Origin of the sequence: Labrys okinawensis (assembly GCF_047345005.1) — a bacterium.
Lineage (GTDB): Bacteria > Pseudomonadota > Alphaproteobacteria > Rhizobiales > Labraceae > Labrys > Labrys okinawensis.
In genome coordinates this window covers 2404798-2421576 of sequence record NZ_CP178864.1, presented here as the reverse complement: position 1 = coordinate 2421576, position 16779 = coordinate 2404798, and the positions used below count along the sequence as shown (strand labels likewise).

The window sequence follows — 16779 nt, the reverse complement described above, 5'->3', positions numbered from 1 at the left end:
TCCGGCTCTCAACGAAAGTGCCGCTCGACATGAAGAAGATCGCTCTTGGAATATCGGCGACGGCAGCTCATGCGCTCGCCCCAGATACGCAGCCGGCCGGCTATGTGATCGCGAACTACACGATCAAGGATCAGCCGACCTTTGAGAAATATATAGAGGCGGCCAGGCCACTCGTTCCGCGATTTGGCGGCAAGATCATTGTCTTCAACCTCAACGCGACGGTGGTGGAAGGCCCGCCCCGATCAGTCATAGGCATCGCCGAGTTTCCAAGCCTTGCCGCGGCGCAGCGGTTCTACAACTCACCCGAATACGCGGCTGCCCGTGAGTTCCGCACGGCGTCGACCGAAGGATCGGTTGTCATCTCGGAAGGTTTCTTTCCTTCAAGTTCAGTAGTATAGGCCAAGATTTGAAGAATATCAGGCGCGCGTTGCGTCTGTTTATTCAGACAAAACCGATGTCTTACATGGTTTGATGCGTGGGAAGCGAGAAAGAGACGTCACCGGAGACGGTTGTGGACGCTTGAATAAATGGGAGGCAGAGGAGAATCGAATGACAAAAGTGATGAGGCGTTGGGAGATGACCGCTTTCGGGCGTAACAATCTCTTCCTCTCCCAAGTGCCGGTGCCAGCCGTTCGGTCCGGCGAGGTCTTGGTCAAGGTATCAGCGGTTGCGCTCAACAATCGCGACAACAACGTTATCGAAGCCGGCGGCGGCCTTGACGTGACTTTCCCCTTCACGCCGGCTTCAGATATGGCTGGGACGGTGGTGAAGATTGGGGAGAACTCATGCCGTTTCAAACCCGGCGACCGTGTGATTTCGACCTTCACACCAGGCTGGTTGGAAGGAAGGCCGCTTGGCGACGCTCGCGATCCAGCGTATCGCTCCCTGGGAGGTTTTCATCCGGGCGTACTGTCAGAATTTGTTTCCTTCCCGGAAGCATGGTTCGTCGCAGCGCCGACGTCGCTGGATGATGGCGAGGCAAGCACATTGCCTTGTGCCGGGCTCACGGCATGGTTCGCGCTTGTCGAACGCGGCCAACTTCGCGCGGGGCAGACCGTTGTGGTGCAGGGAACAGGCGGCGTCGCACTGTTTGGGCTGCAGATCGCGAAAGCCCACGGCGCCGAAGTATTCCTGACCTCCAGCAGCCCCGAAAAGCTCGAACGGGCAAAGACGCTTGGCGCCGACCATGGCATCAACCGGCAGGCGGAAGACTGGGTCGAGGCGGTGTGGAGCCGGACGGGCAACCGCGGCGCAGATCACATACTGGAAGTTGCCGGCGGTTCGAATCTGGGCAAATCCCTTCACGCTGTGGCTGCTGGGGGACATATCGCCGTTATCAGCGCGCTGGAAGGCTCCGAAGTTTCTGCTCCTATTCTTCCGCTTCTCCTCAAGGTTCCCAGAATTTCAGGGATCAGTGTCGGGCATCGAAGAGCACTGGAAGATCTTGTCGCAGCCGTCGACCGCACCCGGATCAAGCCAGTGATCGACAAACGCTATAGGCTTGAAGATCTGCCGGCTGCTCTCGACCACCTCAACCGAGGCGCATTCGGAAAGCTCGTTATCGAGATCGCCTGATACCAAAGGCGTGTCGGGTGCTCAGCAACGAGGCTGGCAACCCAAATGGCGTTCGGAATCTCGGCCGACATCACCGAGCATAAGCGCGCTCAAGACGCTCTGTCCGCCAGAGAAGAACAGGCCCGGCTGACCATCAAGACTACGCGGCGGTGCGGGCCATGATTCCACCTGCTATCCTGACCGCAATCGGACGAAAGCTGAGGCAGACAACGACGAGAGCGGAATCCGATCATGTTGCATCGTGGCCAGCTGCGTTGAAGTAGCTTTGGCATTCGGCAGGCGAGCAGAGGTCGACGGAGCGTCCGATGGCGTTCCGGAAGCGCTTATTCCTAGACGATCCCTTGGTTACCCGGTCAAACCGCTCGTCGGCGACCGGGTCAATCGACAACACCCTGCCTGGCATTCTCCTCATGCGGTGCGTGAATAGAAACAGAACGAATATTGACTTCCGTTCGTTGCCATGTTTTATTCCGTAGCGGAATGAGGCGTCAATGGCCGGCGCATGTACAGCCCGGCCCCGAACGCCTCCATCCACCCCAGCGGCCTGTCCAGGCGATAGGTGCGCGGCGGTCCTGCTTCCTTCGAAGCCGGCCTCCAGGGGTGACGAGCGGGACAGACGGGATCGGCACCCCATGGAAGTGCCCTGTGATCCCTGGAGGGAGCGCGAAGGGCTTGAACCCGGCAACGCCTTCGTCCCTCCTCCCGCCGATGCGGTGAAGACGGCTGATGCCACCGTCCGGCCAGGACGGACGTCGCTCAGCCCCTTTGCCGAGCCGGCTGGTCAGGTTCGGATGGTCCGTGCCATCCGCTCCCGGCTCGCCTCCGCTTTCAGAAGGCGGAAAAACAGGTGGCCTTGCGCGTTTTGTCAGCGTGCCGGGCCGCCGGAACAGGGCGATGGCGTCTGGCCGACAAATGCGGCCTGCCATCTTCCATGAATCCTGCTTTCACGGCTGCCCCGCAGCCGCCATCGCCCGGTCTCCTCATCAACCCAGCCGGAAAGGGCGTGGGAACGAGAGCGCTTGCCTATGGCGGTGAGAAGGCGGTGGAGGCGTCGTGTTTCAAGCACTTACTTTTAACATTCCCTTGAGCAAAGCGCGTTTACACGCAGACGCCCATTGCTCTAACCACCTGTTTTAACTTGTCTTTGCGATTCCTGACGATTTGATCTGAAAGTAAAACGCCCTAAGCGCGTGCAACGATCACATGCGCCTGGATCTTTCCACAGACCGATCCTTCGCCGAACTCCCTTGCGATCGCCTGGGCAGCCCCACTGGTGACGGCCTCCAAGGCTTGCGGGTCGCGGGCTTCGATCTCGTTGCGCAACGGCGTGCCCTGACAATACGCAATTGCCGAGGCACGGGCATTCGGAGCCCTGCTTTCATGTCGAAGCGTCACGATCTCAATGGCTGAAAAGCCGGCCTTGCCCAAGTCGGCTTCGATCTGCGCGACATCGTGGTAGCCATGTGGCGTTCGGGCCAGGAACCGGGGCGGATTGCCTGGAAAATAGCCGCTTGCGGCCTCAGTCACCAGACGAGAGAAATCATTGTCTTCGATGCGATCCCACACGTTGAAGAGAAAGCGGCCGCCAGGTCTGAGGACGCGAAGCGTTTCCTGGTAGCCGGCTACCTTATCCGGGAAGAACATCACGCCAAACTGACAGCAGACCGCATCGAAGCTGCCTGGCTCAAAGGGCAAATGCAGGGCATCCGCCTGTCGCCAGGCTATGCGCTCGTCCGTGCCCTGCCGGCCGGCAGCCCTGTCGAGCATGGCTTGGTTCAGATCGCTGACGATGTAGCGAACGTCCTTTCCGAGAAGCGGGGCCAGCGCGCGCGTTACAACACCGGTTCCCGCCGCAGTCTCAAGAATTCGGGTCGGAGACGCGTCCGCTACCCGTCGCGCCAGGTCCGCGGCATACGGTTCAAAGATCAGGGGAACCAGATAGGTGTCGTAAATCTCGGGGATGGACCCGGTGAAGAGCTGGTCGGTGTCGGACATCGGCAATGCTCCTGTCACGGCTGAGGTTCCGGCGTCCAGCCACCGAAACCATATACCGTCCGTGCGCCAGGCACTATCACCCCAAAAGCAGCCTGCAGCGCAGCAGTTCCCCACATATTGTATCCTCGCTACAAGACATCCGTCATCCCATCGTCATCCCTAAGTCGTATCCGCGACAACCTGTGTCGTAACTCGGATTCCCTGAGAGCGACGAAGATAGGGATAGCGGATGTGAGCACGGTTGAAGCGCGTGGCCCGGCGAAGGGGCATGTGAAGCAGGCAGTCGAACACCACAAATTGCTGTCGTTGCGCGGCATCCAGGACAGGCTCTTCACTCTCGCCTTCAGCGGCTTGGTCTATGCCCAGATCTGGGAAGATCCCGAGATCGACATGGAAGCGCTCGCCCTCAAGCCCGACGACCGGCTTGTCGCCATCGCTTCCGGCGGCTGCAATGTGATGAGCTATCTCACCGCCAATCCGGCCGCCATCACCGCCGTCGATCTCAACCGCCACCACATCGCGCTGAACAAGCTCAAGATCGCCGCCGCCCAGCATCTGCCCGACCATGATGCCTTCTTCGATTTCTTCGCCAGGGCCGGCCAGCACGGCAACATCGCGGCCTACGAAGGCCATCTGCGCGCTCATCTCGACGAGGATACCCGCGCCTATTGGAATGGCCGCGACACCCTCGGCCGCAAGCGCATCGGCTATTTTGCCAAGAATCTCTATCGCCACGGCTTGCTCGGCCGCTTTATCGGCCTCGGCCACCTCCTCGGCAAGCTGCACCGCATCAATCCGGGCGATCTCCTCGCGGCGCGCGATCTCGCCGAACAGCGCCAGGTCTTCGACGAGCGCATCGCCCCTCTGTTCGACCGCCCTCACATCAAATGGCTCACCCGTCGCCGCGCCTCGCTCTACGGCCTCGGCATCCCGCCGGCGCAATATGACGCCCTCGCCGAAGCGGCCAGCGATGGCGGCGAGATCGCCGATGTGCTGCGCGAGAGGCTGGAGCGCCTCGCCTGCGACTTCGATCTCAAGAACAATTATTTCGCCTGGCAGGCCTTTGGCCGCGGCTATAAGCCCGAGGGCGACGGCCCGGTGCCGCCCTATCTCGAATCAGGCGCCTATGAGGCGGTGAAAAGCCGCGCCGGCCGGATCGATGTGCGCCATGTCAACCTGATCGATCATCTCAAGGCCCAGCCTGCCGCGAGCCTCGATGCCTACGTCCTGCTCGATGCGCAGGACTGGATGACGGACCCGATCCTCACCATGCTCTGGAGCGAGATCACGCGCACGGCCCGTCCCGGCGCCCGCGTCATCTTCCGCACCGCCGCCGAGGACAGCCTGCTGCCCGGCCGCATCCCCAGCGACCTCCTCGCCCGCTGGTCTTATGACCGTGAGCGCTGCCGCGAATTGACCGCCCGTGACCGTTCGGCCATCTATGGCGGCTTCCACCTCTATGAGCTCAGGACAGTCCATTGAGCGCGCAGTCAGAGATCAAGTCTTCGGCCCAAGCCGCCGAGGCCATGAACCGGATCTATCGCTACCAACGCTATATCTATGATCTCACGCGCAAATATTACCTGCTGGGCCGCGACCGGCTGATCGCCTCGATCAAGCCCGGCGCCGGCGATGCGATCCTGGAAATCGGCTGCGGCACGGGGCGCAACCTCGTGGCCGTCGCCAGGCGCTATCCGGCCACGCCAATCTACGGCTTCGATATCTCCACCGCCATGCTGGAGACGACCAAGCGCTCGCTCGCCCGGCACAATCTCGGCCGCGTCACGGTGGCGCAGGCGGACGCGACGCGTTTCGAGCCGACGATGTTCGGACGCCAGGGCTTCGAGCGCATCTACATCTCCTATACGCTGTCGATGATTCCCGACTGGCGCGCCGTGCTCGAACGCGCCACTTCAAGCCTCAAGCCCGGCGGGCGCTTGCTGATCGTCGATTTCGGCCAGCAGGACGAACTGCCGGCCTGGTTCAAGCGCTTCCTCTTCGCCTGGCTCGCGCACTACCAGGTGCACCCGATCGCGGAGATGGGTCCGACGCTGGCCGAGATCGCCGAACGCAAGGGGCTGAGGTTCAGGGCGGAGAAGATCTGCCGGGGCTATGCTTTCTACGCGGAGCTGGAGCAGCCGGGTTGAGCGGTATGGAGTGGCGGTCTCCGACCGCCATTCTTGAACCGCCACCTATCTCGGATAGGAAGATGGCCTCACCACATCGGCAAGAGCCGATGTGGTGGTGGTGATCGCCACTCCAATCACAGTTTCACCCCAAGCGTCTCCGTCCACCTCAGCCCCTCATCCGTATCGCCACGCGGCTTGTATTCGCAGCCGACCCAGCCGCTGTACCCAAGTCGGTCCAGCGCAGTGAAAAAGGCGCGGTAGTCGACCTCGCCATCGTCGGGTTCGGCGCGGCTGGGAACGGCGGCAATCTGCACATGGCCGATCACGCCCGAATGCCGTTCCAGGCGCTCGACCACATGTCCCTCGGTCCGGCCGACATGATAGGCGTCGAACATCAGCTTCAGCTTGGGCACGCCGGCCGCGGCGATGACGGCCGCGCCCTCGCCGCTGGTCGAGTAGAAATAGCCTGGCCGGTCGTGCTTATTGAGCGGTTCGAGCAGCAGGGTGAGGTCCCTCGCCTGTTCGGCCGCCCAAGCCAGGTTGTCGAGGAATTGCTGCGTTCCCTCCGCCCTCCGTTCCGGCGGAACATCGCCCGCCATGACATGGATCGAGCGGGCGCCGATGGCGTGGGCGTAATCGGCGGCGCGGCTGAAGCCCTCGCGAAAATCCTGCTGGCGACCGGGCACGGCGGCGAGGCCGAACTCGCCCTTGGCGGCGTCGATGGGCGTGTTGATGCCGAGCATTTCGAGGCCGTGCCGCTCATTGGCAGCGCGGAGGTCGGCAGGCGGAACCTCATACGGCCAGTGAAGCTCGATGGCCTTGAAGCCGGCCGCCGCCGCGGCATCGATACGGGCGAGCAGAGGCCGGTCGGGCCATAGGAAACCGAGATTGGCTGAAAATTTCTGCATGATCATCTCAATTTGAAATTGCGTTCGAGATCGGCGATCTGGCCGGCGTCGAGCAGGCGCACCTTCATGCCGCGCGTGAGCAGGACAAGCTTCGCCGTCTCCTCCAGTTCCTCCATGGCGAAGACGGCGCTTTCCAGCGATGGGGCCGAGACGACTGGCCCGTGGTTCTGCAGGAGCACGGCGGCGTGGTCGGGCGCCACGGCATCGATCAGCGGCGCGACCTCGGGAGAGCCGGGGCGCGCATAGGCCACTACCGGCACCTTGCCGACGCGCATCACCACATAGGGCGTGATTGGCGGCACGGCATCGGCGGGATCGACATCGGCAAGGCAGGACAGTGCCGTGGCATAGGTCGAATGCAAATGCACCACGGCCCTTGCGTTGGGCCGGTTGCGATAGAAGGCGAAATGCAGAGGCAGTTCCTTGGTGGGCGGATCGCCACCGACATGTCTGCCTTCCTGGTCGAGGATCGACAAACGGTCCGCATCGAGAAAGCCGAGGCACGAATTGGTGGGCGTAGCGATGAAGCCCTGCTCGGTCCGCGCCGAAAGATTGCCGGAGGAGCCGGCCGTCAGGCCACGTTCGAACAGCGACCTGCCCCATCGCACGATGGCGTCGCGAAGTGCCTGCTCGCTCATGCCGTCCCCACCTGTCGGAGTGCCTTGGCGAAAAAGTCGCGACCGCCGAAATTGCCGCTCTTGAGGGCAAGGCCGAGGGGCGCTCCCCTGTCCGTGACCAGCGCCGGCACGCCGGGATCGATCTCGGCGCCGATGCGCAGATCGTTCACCCCGAGGGCCTCCACCACCGCGCCCGAGGTCTCGCCGCCGCCCACCACGATGCGATGCGTGCCGGCGTCGGCCAGCAGACGTGCGACATCACCGAAGAAATGCTCGATAGCCCCGGCAGTCTCGGCCTTGCCATGTGCCTGCTGGGCGCCGGCAACGATGGCGGGATCGGCGGTCGAATAGACGATCGGCGCCGCACCTGATTGTTGGCGCTCGCGCACCCAGCCCGCCGCCGCCTGCGCGGACATGCGGCCGGAAAGCAGGTCGGCTGGATCGATCCGCAAACCTTCCCCGCCATCGAGATAGGCGGCGACCTGCTGCTGCGACGCCGTGGAACAGGAACCGCACAGCACCACGCCCGGCCCGTGGGCGATCGGCAGTTCCACGGCGCGGTCCGCCAGCAGTCCCTGTGCCCGGAAATTGGCCGGCAGGCCCAAGGCGATGCCGGAACCGCCGGTGACGAGCCGGTGGCCGGCGAGGGCCTTGCCGAGGATCAGGAGGTCGTCGTCCTCGACGGCATCGGCCACGACCAGGCGCCGCCCCGCAGCCGCTTCCGCAGCGAAGGCCCGAGCGAGCGCAGCATCGCCCTCATGCACCACCCCGAGTGGAACATGACCGACCTTGCCCTTTACCTGGTAACCCAGCCAGCGCCGGATGTCGGGATCGGTCATCGGCGTAAGCGGATGCTTCTCCATGCCGGATTCGCTCAGGAGCCGGTCGCCTACGAAGAGATGACCCATGAACAGCCGCCGGCCCGTCTTGGGGAATACCGGACAGACCACCGCCACCTCCGCGCCGGTAAGATCGAGCAGCGCCTCCGCCACCGGGCCGATGTTACCCTCGGGGGTGGAATCGAAGGTGGAGCAATATTTGAAGACAAGCTGGCGGCAACCCTGCCCGAGCAGCCAGCGTGCGGCCTCCAGAGATTGCCGCACCGCATCGGCGACCGCGATCGATCGAGTCTTCAGGGCGACCACGCCCGCTTCGCAATCCGCTGGCGCCGCACCGGAGGATGCGCCGACGAACTGGATCGTCTGCATGCCACCCCTCGCAAGCGTGTTCGCGAGGTCGCTGGCGCCGGTAAAGTCGTCGGCTACCGCTCCCAAAAGCATTCTGCCTCCCTCACGGACCGCAAGCGGTCGCGCCGATCATGCGCGTCTTTCCCAGAACACCACGCCGTCAAATTTGAAGGCCTGTTCGCCATGCTGGTTCAGCGCCGAACTCAGCATGGAGACGATGCCCCATTCGGGCCGCGAGGCGCTTTCCTTCTTCGCCGTGATCTCGACGCTGTAGCGCAGCGTGTCGCCCGGACGCACGGGCTTGGCCCAAACCATGTTGCGAAAGCCCGGCGAGGGGCCGAGCTTGACCACTGGCTTGCCGAGTAGTTTCGCCCGCGCCACCTCGGTCTCCTGATGCGCCACCATGAGCTTCATCCAGATCGCGGCGACCTGCCAGCCCGAGGCGATCAGGCCGCCATAGAGGCTGGCCTCGGCGGCAGCTTCGTCGACATGAAAGCGCTGGGGGTCGTAGTCACGGGCAAACCGCTTGATGCTCTCGGCCGAGAACGTGAAAGCGCCGATCTCATCGATGTCGCCGATGGCAAGATCCTCGAAATATTTCATGGCGCCTGTCTCCGAGCGAACATGATGGAGCAGACCTGCGTGGTCACCACAGCCTTCTCGTCCGCGATCAGCTCGAACAGGAACTTGACGAAGCCGAGTTCCGGCCGGCTCTTCGAGGTCCGTGCCTCCAGCGCGGTGCGCCGGACGCTCAGCGTGACATCCGGGCGCAGCGGGACAAGCCATTTCACCTCGTCGATCCCCGGCGCGCCCATCGAGGTGGAGTTCAACAGGAAGCCATCGCAGTTGAGACGCATCATGATGGCGCAGGCATGCCAACCGGAGGCGGCGAGCCCGTTCAGCAGGGTGTCCCTCGCCGCTTCCTCATCGAGATGAAAGGGCTGGGGGTCGTATTCGCGGGCAAAGGCCAGCATGGCCTCGCGCGTCAGCTTGTAGGAACCATAGGTGACGACTTCACCGACTGGAAAATCTTCAAAATGGAGCAGGTCATCGGTCATGTGCTCAGATTGAACCGATTGCCCCGCTTACGGCAAGGGCTTCATATTTGTCGAGGAAGCCTTCGACCGGCAGGGCGCGGAAATCCGGCAGGGCGGCGTGCAGGCTTTCATGCGGCCAGTTCCACCAGGCCAGAGCTTCCAGGCGCGCCGGGACATCCCTCCCGAAGCGCTGCCGGATCGGCTTCGCCGGATTGCCTCCAACGATCATATAGGCTTCCACATCCTTGGTGATGACGGCCCCCGCCCCGACTACGGCGCCGGTGGCGATGCGACGTCCAGGGAGGACGACGGCGCCATGCCCGATCCAGACATCGTGGCCGATGGTCACGCCATGGCTGCGGCGCCAGGCGAAGAACTCCTCCTCGTCGCTCTCTCCTTCGAAATAGGCCGAGGCGCGATAGGTGAAATGGGCCTGGCTGGCACGTTGCATCGGATGGTTGCCGGGGTTGATGCGGGTGTGGGCAGCGATGGACGTGAAGCGGCCAATCTGTGCATAGGCGATGTTGGCGTCGTTGACGACATAGGAATAGTCACCGAGTTCGACCTCCAGGAGGCTGGTGCGCGCGCCGACCTCCGTATAGCGGCCCAGACGACTCGCCTTGACGGTGGCGCTGGGCTCGATGAGCGGCACAGGGCTGAGCTTGGTCACCGGCGCAAACTCCACTTGTTGGGAAGACCGGTCCCTTCCCACCGCCCGACGACATTTCGATGACGCAGGCCGGGGGCGAGTTCCGCATGTCCCGCAAGCTGCACTCAAAAATCGATTACAATTCATGATTGTGACACGTCTCGCATGGGCACGGTCATCGAAGCGTCATTCAAACGCCATCCCGCTGTAATCGGCCAGGGGTACCGACTGGCATGCTGCAATTGCGAAGGGGCGTTTCCATGCTGGCAATCGAAGGCGTTTCCCGGCGTTTTGGCGGCAAAGCCGCAGTTTCCAACGTCAATCTGGAAATAGCGCCCGGGGCCTTCATCGGTGTGATCGGCCGTTCCGGAGCCGGCAAATCAACGCTGCTGCGCATGCTGAACCGCCTTGTCGATCCGAGCGAAGGCAAGATCGTCTTCGACGGGGTCGATGTCACCGCCCTGCGCGGCCAGGCCCTGCGTGACTGGCGCGCTCGCTGCGCCATGATCTTCCAGCAGTTCAACCTCATCGGCCGCCTCGACGTGCTCACCAATGTGCTGATGGGCCGCCTGAACAAGGTTTCGACAGCCAGCGCCGTGCTGCAGCTGTGGAGCAAGGAGGACAAGGCGCTGGCCCTGTCCGCGCTCGAGCAATTCGACATTGCCAATCTCGCCGCCCAGCGCGCCGACAGCCTGTCCGGCGGCCAGCAACAGCGCGTGGCCATCGCCCGCGCACTGGTGCAGGAGCCCTCGATCATCCTGGCCGACGAGCCGATCGCCTCGCTCGACCCCCGCAACACCAAGGTGGTGATGGATGCGCTGCTGCGCATCAACAAGCATTTCGGCATCACCGTGATCTGCAACCTGCATTCGCTCGATCTTGCCCGCTCCTATTGCGACCGCCTGGTCGGCATGGCGGCAGGGCAGGTCGTGTTCGACGACGTGCCCGCCGCCCTCACCGCCGACGCCGCCCGCGAACTCTACGGCCTGGAGGCCGGCGAGGTGATGGATACCGAAACCGAAGCGAATTGGGCCGGTCAAACCAGCCCAGCCGGCGCCGCCGCCTGAGACGGGCAGCGCGCTCCACCCGAAGTAACCACAAGCGTTACCGACAAGACGTCAAATCTCGACAGGAGAGAACCATGCTTTCGCGTCGTACGCTGCTCGGCCTTGCCGCCGCGGCTTTCAGCTTCACAGCTACCGCTTCCTACGCCCAGGACTGGAAGGCCCAGTACCCGGAATTGACGCTCGCCGTCATCCCGGCCGAAAACGCCTCCACCACTGCCGACCGCTACCAGCCGCTGGCCGACTATATCGCCAAGCAGGTGGGCGTGCCCGTCAAGCTCAACATCGCCAACGACTATGCCGCGGTGATCGAAGCGCAGCGCGCCGGTTTTGCCCAGATCGCCTTCTATGGCCCGGCCTCCTATGCCCGCGCCGTAATCACCGGCGTAGGCACCGAACCGGTTGCCGTATCGCGCCACAACAATGGCCTGACCGGCTACTACTCCGTGATCTATGTGAAGGCCGACAGCCCCTATAAGACGATCGCCGACCTCAAGGGCAAGAAGCTCGCTCTGGTCGACCCCAACTCGACTTCCGGCAACAATGCACCGCGCTTCGCCCTGCATCGCGATGGCATCGACATCGACAGCTTCTTCGGTTCCAACTTCTTTGCCGGCAGCCATGACAATGCCGTCCTCGCCCTCGCCCAGGGCACGGCCGACGCCGCCGCCAACAGCTGGAACTCGGATGACGATTCCAACCTCACCCGCATGCTGAGCCGCGGCATCCTGAAGAAGGATGACGGGACTCCGATGACCAAGGCCGACTTCCGCGTGATCTACAAGACGCCCTTCCTGCCGGAAGGCCCCTATGCCGTGCTCTCTTCGCTCCCCGACGATCTGAAGAAGAAGATCGCCAGCGCGCTGACCGACTACTCGAAGAACGACAAGGCCGATTTCGACAAGCTTTCCGACGGCAAGGATATCGAGCTCGCGCCGATCTCCGCCAAGGAATACCAGCCGATCGTCGACATGGTGAAATTCAACGACAGCCTGAAGAAGACCCAGTAAGGGGCGAGTTTCGGAGGGCGCGAACCGAGTGGTTCGCGCTCCTCTTCCTGGGAGTAACGTTTTGCCGGCTATCAACAACCTCCCTGACTCTCAGTCGCGAGCCCTTCTTGCCGCCTATCAGGCCGCTTCCGCGCTCAAGAGGCGCAGGATCTGGCTGGGCTTCATCGTCGGCATCGCCTGCTTTGCGGTCTCGCTCCACATCGCCGATGTCAGGCCCTACGTGCTGTGGACGCATATCGGCAATTTCGGCGGCTATGTCGGCCGCATGCTTCCCAGCCTGCGGTTCGATCATCTGTTTTCCGACATCGCCGATTGGTTCTGGGGCTTCAAGCGCTGGATGGCCCTGCTGGGCGACACACTGCTGATCGCCTATTTCGGCACGGTCGCCGGTGCGATCGGCGCCTTTCTCCTCTGCTTCACCGCTTCCTCGAACCTGATGCCGAACTGGCTGATCCGCGAGCCGGTGCGGCGCCTGTTCGAATTCTGCCGCTCGGTTCCAGACCTCGTCTTCGCGATGATCTTTCTCGTCGCCTTCAAGTCGGGGCCGATGGCCGGCGGCCTCGCCTTGGCGGTGCACACCATCGGCGCTCTCGGCAAATTGTTCTCCGAAGTGGTCGAAAACATCGACATGAAACCGGTGGAAGGCACCACCGCCACCGGAGCCTCCTGGATCGCCACGGTGCGCTTTGCTGTGCTGCCGCAAGTGCTGCAGAACTTTGCGTCCTATACGCTGCTGCGCTTCGAGATCAATGTGCGCAGCGCCACCGTGATGGCCTTCGTCGGCGCCGGTGGCATCAGCCAGGAGCTGCTTACGGCGATCCGCACCTATCGGGCAGGCGATCCCAGCGCCATCCTGCTCCTGATGATCGGTACCGTCTTCCTTATCGACATGATCAGCGAACAATTGCGCCACCGGCTGGCCGGCATGGAGAAGAAGCCATGAGCGACAGCCCCCTGCGCCAGAGCGATCCTTCCGCCGTCGCGGCGCGCTATCCCGCCTATTTCCAGCCTTCCTGGCGCGCGCGCGTGCTCACGACCGGCATGGTCGTCGCCATGCTTGCCTTGCTTGTCGTGGCCATGGTGCGGCTGGAATTCACGCCCGAACGCTTCTTCAGCGGCATCAGTCGCCTCGGCAACTTCACGGTGCTGATGTTCCCGCCTAATTCCGAGGGCAAATTCTGGTTCTTCGTCCAGGCGCTGGGGGAAACGCTCGCCATCGCCTTCGCCGGCACGCTGATCGCGGCACTGCTGGCGGCGCCCATAGCCTTTCTCGCGGCGATCAATGTCGTCCCCAACGTCTTCGCCCATTTCACGGCGCGCCGGAGCCTCGACGTGATCCGGGCGATCGATGTGCTGATCTGGGCGCTGGCCTGGGTAAGCGTCGTCGGCCTTGGCCCCTTCGCCGGCGTGCTCGCCATCATCTGTGTCGATTTCGGCGGCTTGGGCAAACTGTTCTCCGAAGCCATCGAGGCCAGCGATACCAAGGCGAGCGAAGGCGTGATCTCCGCCGGCGGCAGCCAGCTCCATCGCATCCGCTTCGCGCTGCTCCCACAGGTGCTGCCCGTAATGGCGAGCCAGACGCTCTATTTCTTCGAATCCAATGTCCGCTCGGCCACCGTGCTCGGCATTGTCGGCGCGGGCGGCGTTGGCCAATATCTCCAGGAATTGCTGCGTGTGCTCGACCTGCCGCCGCTTTGCGTGCTGATCATCATGATCCTGGTTACAGTGGCTGTGATCGACCGCATCTCCTCGCGCCTGCGTCTCGCCATCATCGGCCAGCCTCAGAAGCGGTGAGGGGGACGGGTCTTCAGACCCGCCTGATCCACCCGCACTGACGAGAAAGGCTGGTCTGAAGACCACCTCCCCCGATCTCAGGCCGCCAGCCCGAAGCGCTCATCGAAGGCGCGCCCGCCCTCCCGGCTGAAGGTGATCACGCGGCCCTTCTCGCGTCGCGCCCATTTCTGGTCGATCACCCAGTCGAGCAGCCTTGCGCCCAGCGCGCCGCCGAGATGGCTGCGGCGCTCGCTCCAGTCGAGGCAGCGGCGGCAGAGCGGGCGGCGTGCCCTGGCCATGACGTCGATCTCCAGGCCGAGACCGGAGAAGAAGCGCTTTCCCTCCGGCGTCACCGCCGGTGCTTCCTCGTCCGTCACCAACCCCTGGCAGAAGAAGCCGTCCAGCAGCGCCACGCCGCGTTCGCCGGCGAGATGGTCGTAGCAGATCCTGGCTGTGCGCATGGCCGTGTCGCGCGGGCCCGTGCGCACGCGTACGGCGCCGGTGCGCTGGGCAAGGCCCATCAGGCCCTCCAGGACCTGGGCGACATCAGGGCCGGAAAGGCGGAAATAGCGGTGCCGCCCCTGCTTTTCTGCCGTGAGCAAGCCGGCGGTGTCGAGCTTGGCCAGATGGCCGCTGGCGGTCTGCAGCGTCACGCCCGCAGCCTCCGACAATTCGCTCACCGTGAGCGCGCGCCCGTCCATCAGCGCCGTCAGCATGTTGGCGCGCGCCGGGTCGCCCATCAGAGCGGCGACTGATGCGATAACCGGTCCATCCTTCATACTACGATCCTAGCCGAACCATCCGCGTGTGGCAATCCGCTACAGTTTCCCTGTCGAAATGCCAATCGAAAGGAACCCGGCATGATCACCTGCTTCATCCGCTATGAGATCGATCCCTTCAAGGTGGACGCCTTCGAGGAATACGCCCGTAACTGGGGCCGGATCATCCCGCGCTGCGGCGCCGATCTCATCGGCTACTACGCGCCGCATGAGGGCTCGGCCACCACGGCTTACGGCGTCTACAACATCGAGAATCTCGCGGCCTACGAGGCCTACCGTGCCCGCCTGCGCAACACGCCGGAAGGGCAGGCCAACTACGCCTTCTCCAAGCGCGAAGGCTTCATCCGCCAGGAGGAGCGCATCTTCCTGTGCCAGGCCTCCGCACCGCATGCGCCGCTGGTGAAAGCGTAGTCGAGGGCGGGTCTTCGGACGCGCTTTTCCTGCAATGTCGACGAGCAGGCGGGTCCGAAGACCCGCCCCCCAACATCCTCAGCCGCCCACGGCGTCCGATGTGCACTTCTTCACAAAGCTGGTCTTGGCGGCCCCGGCGAGCTTCTTGGTGGCAGCCTGGGCGTCGCAGGCGCTGGCTGCATCCTTGGCGCATTTCTTGGAGAAGCTTGTCAAGGCCGCGCCGGCCAGCTTCTTGTCGGTTGCCTGGGCCTTGCAGGTGGCGTCGGCAAGCGCGGCGGAAGTCAGGCCGATAGCGAGGCAAGACGAGACGAGTGCGATCGAAAGCAGACGGGTCATGATGATTCTCCCTGGAGCCCCAAGGGAATGATGCCCCGTTTGCACCGAACGGTCGAGGCCGATTCTCCATTGGGACTTTCGTCCCAACAGGTGATGGTCTAAGAGCAGGCCCTCACGTCGGGTACTAGCCATGAACAAGCATTCCAGCCTTCGGAGCGCTTCCGATCTGGAAGCCAGGGGCCTCATCGCACCGGCCGAGCGCATCGGCATCGAGGAAGTTGCGCGCCGCTTCTCGGTGGCGATTACGCCGGCCATGGCAGATCTCATCAGCGGGCCACCGCCGGAAGATCCCATCGCCGCCCAATTCGTGCCAGACGAGCGGGAGCTGGTATTCAGCACCGACGAGCTTGCCGATCCCATCGGCGACGAGGCTTTTTCGCCGGTACCCGGCATCGTGCACCGCTATCCCGATCGCGTGCTGCTGAAGCCACTGCATATCTGCCCGGTCTACTGCCGCTTCTGCTTCCGGCGCGAGATGGTGGGGCCCGAGGGCGAGAACCTGACCAATGCCGAGCTTGAGGCAGCACTTGCCTACATTTCCGGCAATTCAGCCATCTTCGAGGTGATCATCACGGGCGGAGACCCCTTTGCCCTCTCGCCGCGACGGATCAGGCGGATCGTCGAGGCGCTCTCGGCCATCGAGCATGTCGGCGTGATCCGCTTTCATACCCGCGTCCCCGTGGTGGCCCCGGAACGCGTCACCACCGAACTGGTGGAAAGCCTTGCCAGCGACAAGGCGGTGTTCGTCGCCCTGCACACCAACCATGTGCGCGAGCTGACACCAGCTGCCCGCGAGGCCTGCACCAGGCTTGTAAAGGCGGGTATCGCCATGGTGAGCCAGAGCGTGCTGCTGCGCGGCGTCAACGACACGCCGGAGGCGCTAACCGAACTCTTCCGCGCACTCCTCACCCTGCGCATCAAGCCATATTATCTTCACCATGGGGATATGGCGAAAGGCACGGGCCATTTCCGCACCACCATCGCCAAAGGGCAGGCCCTGATGCGCGAACTGCGCGGAAATCTCACCGGGCTGGGCCAGCCTACCTATGTGCTCGACATCCCCGGCGGCCACGGCAAGGTGCCGATCGGGCCGGGTTATGTGGAGAAGACGGGGGAGGGGTATGAGGTGACCGACCCGCGGGGCGGTACGCATGCTTATGGGGTGAATGGCTAGTAGGCGCTGCTTTTGATGGAGGAAGCGCGGGATTGGAGTGGCGGTCTCTGACCGCCATTCTCGGAAGCGCTGCTTATGTCGAAAAGGAAGATGGCGGTCAGAGACCGCCACTCCGTGTTTGGCGTGCCCCTTTGT

Annotated in this window: 19 protein-coding genes; 10 read left to right on the top strand and 9 right to left on the bottom strand. The window is 63.4% G+C overall.

Annotated features, from left to right (window positions below; translation table 11 throughout):
- Window positions 1-29: 29 nt before the first annotated feature.
- The gene (locus tag ACMDCR_RS11405) at window positions 30-398 is read left to right on the top strand and encodes a DUF1330 domain-containing protein (RefSeq protein ID WP_413992638.1); all 369 of its coding nucleotides are present in this window, start codon (window positions 30-32) and stop codon (window positions 396-398) included.
- A 151-nt stretch (window positions 399-549) separates the two neighbouring features.
- On the top strand, window positions 550-1575 hold the full coding sequence (locus ACMDCR_RS11400) for a zinc-dependent alcohol dehydrogenase family protein (RefSeq protein ID WP_413992637.1): 1026 nt from the start codon (window positions 550-552) through the stop codon (window positions 1573-1575).
- Between the two features lie 1182 nt (window positions 1576-2757).
- Here the strand turns inward: ACMDCR_RS11400 and ACMDCR_RS11395 are convergent.
- Window positions 2758-3570, bottom strand: a complete 813-nt coding sequence (locus ACMDCR_RS11395) for a class I SAM-dependent methyltransferase (protein WP_413992636.1) — start codon at window positions 3568-3570, stop codon at window positions 2758-2760.
- 231 nt (window positions 3571-3801) lie between these two features.
- Here ACMDCR_RS11395 and ACMDCR_RS11390 point away from each other — a divergent pair, with 231 nt between their 5' ends.
- Together ACMDCR_RS11390 and ACMDCR_RS11385 are read left to right on the top strand one after the other, a co-directional pair.
- Window positions 3802-5052 (top strand): DUF3419 family protein, encoded by a 1251-nt coding sequence (locus ACMDCR_RS11390; protein ID WP_413992635.1) that lies wholly within the window; start codon window positions 3802-3804, stop codon window positions 5050-5052.
- Window positions 5049-5717 carry a class I SAM-dependent methyltransferase gene (locus ACMDCR_RS11385; protein ID WP_413992634.1) on the top strand — a complete coding sequence of 223 codons (669 nt, stop codon included), beginning with the start codon at window positions 5049-5051 and terminating at the stop codon, window positions 5715-5717. The genes ACMDCR_RS11390 and ACMDCR_RS11385 overlap by 4 nt, the downstream gene beginning before the upstream one ends.
- 116 nt (window positions 5718-5833) lie before the next feature.
- Here ACMDCR_RS11385 and ACMDCR_RS11380 read toward each other — a convergent pair whose 3' ends face one another.
- The 6 genes from ACMDCR_RS11380 to ACMDCR_RS11355 are packed head-to-tail and all read right to left on the bottom strand — an operon-like array spanning window position 5834 to window position 10118.
- A complete protein-coding gene (locus tag ACMDCR_RS11380; protein ID WP_413992633.1) occupies window positions 5834-6607 on the bottom strand; it encodes a hydroxypyruvate isomerase family protein in 774 nt (257 codons plus the stop codon).
- A 2-nt stretch (window positions 6608-6609) separates the two neighbouring features.
- Window positions 6610-7245 carry an aldolase gene (locus ACMDCR_RS11375; protein ID WP_413992632.1) on the bottom strand — a complete coding sequence of 212 codons (636 nt, stop codon included), beginning with the start codon at window positions 7243-7245 and terminating at the stop codon, window positions 6610-6612.
- Window positions 7242-8504 carry a 3-oxo-tetronate kinase gene (gene otnK / locus ACMDCR_RS11370; RefSeq protein WP_413992631.1) on the bottom strand — a complete coding sequence of 421 codons (1263 nt, stop codon included), beginning with the start codon at window positions 8502-8504 and terminating at the stop codon, window positions 7242-7244. The genes ACMDCR_RS11375 and otnK overlap by 4 nt, the downstream gene beginning before the upstream one ends.
- 36 nt (window positions 8505-8540) lie before the next feature.
- Window positions 8541-9014, bottom strand: coding sequence for a MaoC family dehydratase (locus ACMDCR_RS11365; RefSeq protein ID WP_413992630.1), 474 nt, complete (start codon window positions 9012-9014; stop codon window positions 8541-8543).
- A complete protein-coding gene (locus tag ACMDCR_RS11360; RefSeq protein ID WP_413992629.1) occupies window positions 9011-9469 on the bottom strand; it encodes a MaoC family dehydratase in 459 nt (152 codons plus the stop codon). Before ACMDCR_RS11360 ends, ACMDCR_RS11365 begins: the two co-directional genes overlap by 4 nt.
- Window positions 9470-9473: 4 nt before the next feature.
- Window positions 9474-10118 (bottom strand): chloramphenicol acetyltransferase, encoded by a 645-nt coding sequence (locus tag ACMDCR_RS11355; RefSeq protein ID WP_413992628.1) that lies wholly within the window; start codon window positions 10116-10118, stop codon window positions 9474-9476.
- Between the two features lie 239 nt (window positions 10119-10357).
- Here ACMDCR_RS11355 and phnC point away from each other — a divergent pair, with 239 nt between their 5' ends.
- From phnC to phnE (ACMDCR_RS11335), 4 genes are all read left to right on the top strand, one after another.
- On the top strand, window positions 10358-11164 hold the full coding sequence (gene phnC / locus ACMDCR_RS11350; protein WP_413992627.1) for a phosphonate ABC transporter ATP-binding protein: 807 nt from the start codon (window positions 10358-10360) through the stop codon (window positions 11162-11164).
- 74 nt (window positions 11165-11238) lie between these two features.
- Window positions 11239-12171: a phosphonate ABC transporter substrate-binding protein gene (gene phnD / locus ACMDCR_RS11345; RefSeq protein WP_413992626.1), complete on the top strand. Its 933-nt coding sequence runs from the start codon at window positions 11239-11241 to the stop codon at window positions 12169-12171.
- Window positions 12172-12232: 61 nt separating this feature from the next.
- Window positions 12233-13114, top strand: coding sequence for a phosphonate ABC transporter, permease protein PhnE (gene phnE, locus ACMDCR_RS11340; protein WP_413992625.1), 882 nt, complete (start codon window positions 12233-12235; stop codon window positions 13112-13114).
- Entirely contained in the window at window positions 13111-13965 is an 855-nt protein-coding gene (gene phnE / locus ACMDCR_RS11335) for a phosphonate ABC transporter, permease protein PhnE (protein WP_413992624.1), read from the top strand. The genes phnE (ACMDCR_RS11340) and phnE (ACMDCR_RS11335) overlap by 4 nt, the downstream gene beginning before the upstream one ends.
- 77 nt (window positions 13966-14042) lie before the next feature.
- Here the strand turns inward: phnE (ACMDCR_RS11335) and ACMDCR_RS11330 are convergent, their stop codons facing one another.
- The gene (locus ACMDCR_RS11330) at window positions 14043-14723 is read right to left on the bottom strand and encodes an ArsR/SmtB family transcription factor (protein ID WP_413992623.1); all 681 of its coding nucleotides are present in this window, start codon (window positions 14721-14723) and stop codon (window positions 14043-14045) included.
- An 81-nt stretch (window positions 14724-14804) separates the two neighbouring features.
- On the opposite strand from ACMDCR_RS11330, the gene ACMDCR_RS11325 reads away from it, so the two are divergent.
- Window positions 14805-15134 (top strand): NIPSNAP family protein, encoded by a 330-nt coding sequence (locus ACMDCR_RS11325; protein WP_413992622.1) that lies wholly within the window; start codon window positions 14805-14807, stop codon window positions 15132-15134.
- 78 nt (window positions 15135-15212) lie between these two features.
- Here ACMDCR_RS11325 and ACMDCR_RS11320 read toward each other — a convergent pair whose 3' ends face one another.
- Window positions 15213-15470 carry a hypothetical protein gene (locus tag ACMDCR_RS11320; protein WP_413992621.1) on the bottom strand — a complete coding sequence of 86 codons (258 nt, stop codon included), beginning with the start codon at window positions 15468-15470 and terminating at the stop codon, window positions 15213-15215.
- Between the two features lie 130 nt (window positions 15471-15600).
- On the opposite strand from ACMDCR_RS11320, the gene ACMDCR_RS11315 reads away from it, so the two are divergent.
- Window positions 15601-16644, top strand: a complete 1044-nt coding sequence (locus ACMDCR_RS11315; protein ID WP_413992620.1) for a lysine-2,3-aminomutase-like protein — start codon at window positions 15601-15603, stop codon at window positions 16642-16644.
- The last annotated feature ends 135 nt before the right edge of the window (window positions 16645-16779 follow it).

Excerpts from the sequence above, each read along its gene's own strand:
- ACMDCR_RS11405 (WP_413992638.1), top strand. The coding sequence starts at position 30 with ATGAAGAAGATCGCTCTTGGAATATCGGCGACGGCAGCTCATGCGCTC.
- phnE (WP_413992624.1), top strand. The coding sequence starts at position 13,111 with ATGAGCGACAGCCCCCTGCGCCAGAGCGATCCTTCCGCCGTCGCGGCG.
- ACMDCR_RS11315 (WP_413992620.1), top strand. The coding sequence starts at position 15,601 with ATGAACAAGCATTCCAGCCTTCGGAGCGCTTCCGATCTGGAAGCCAGG.
- ACMDCR_RS11365 (WP_413992630.1), bottom strand. The coding sequence starts at position 9,014 with ATGAAATATTTCGAGGATCTTGCCATCGGCGACATCGATGAGATCGGC.
- ACMDCR_RS11320 (WP_413992621.1), bottom strand. The coding sequence starts at position 15,470 with ATGACCCGTCTGCTTTCGATCGCACTCGTCTCGTCTTGCCTCGCTATC.
- ACMDCR_RS11395 (WP_413992636.1), bottom strand. The coding sequence starts at position 3,570 with ATGTCCGACACCGACCAGCTCTTCACCGGGTCCATCCCCGAGATTTAC.
- ACMDCR_RS11375 (WP_413992632.1), bottom strand. The coding sequence starts at position 7,245 with ATGAGCGAGCAGGCACTTCGCGACGCCATCGTGCGATGGGGCAGGTCG.
- ACMDCR_RS11380 (WP_413992633.1), bottom strand. The coding sequence starts at position 6,607 with ATGCAGAAATTTTCAGCCAATCTCGGTTTCCTATGGCCCGACCGGCCT.
- phnD (WP_413992626.1), top strand. The coding sequence starts at position 11,239 with ATGCTTTCGCGTCGTACGCTGCTCGGCCTTGCCGCCGCGGCTTTCAGC.
- ACMDCR_RS11400 (WP_413992637.1), top strand. The coding sequence starts at position 550 with ATGACAAAAGTGATGAGGCGTTGGGAGATGACCGCTTTCGGGCGTAAC.
- ACMDCR_RS11360 (WP_413992629.1), bottom strand. The coding sequence starts at position 9,469 with ATGACCGATGACCTGCTCCATTTTGAAGATTTTCCAGTCGGTGAAGTC.
- ACMDCR_RS11325 (WP_413992622.1), top strand. The coding sequence starts at position 14,805 with ATGATCACCTGCTTCATCCGCTATGAGATCGATCCCTTCAAGGTGGAC.
- phnC (WP_413992627.1), top strand. The coding sequence starts at position 10,358 with ATGCTGGCAATCGAAGGCGTTTCCCGGCGTTTTGGCGGCAAAGCCGCA.
- ACMDCR_RS11330 (WP_413992623.1), bottom strand. The coding sequence starts at position 14,723 with ATGAAGGATGGACCGGTTATCGCATCAGTCGCCGCTCTGATGGGCGAC.
- otnK (WP_413992631.1), bottom strand. The coding sequence starts at position 8,504 with ATGCTTTTGGGAGCGGTAGCCGACGACTTTACCGGCGCCAGCGACCTC.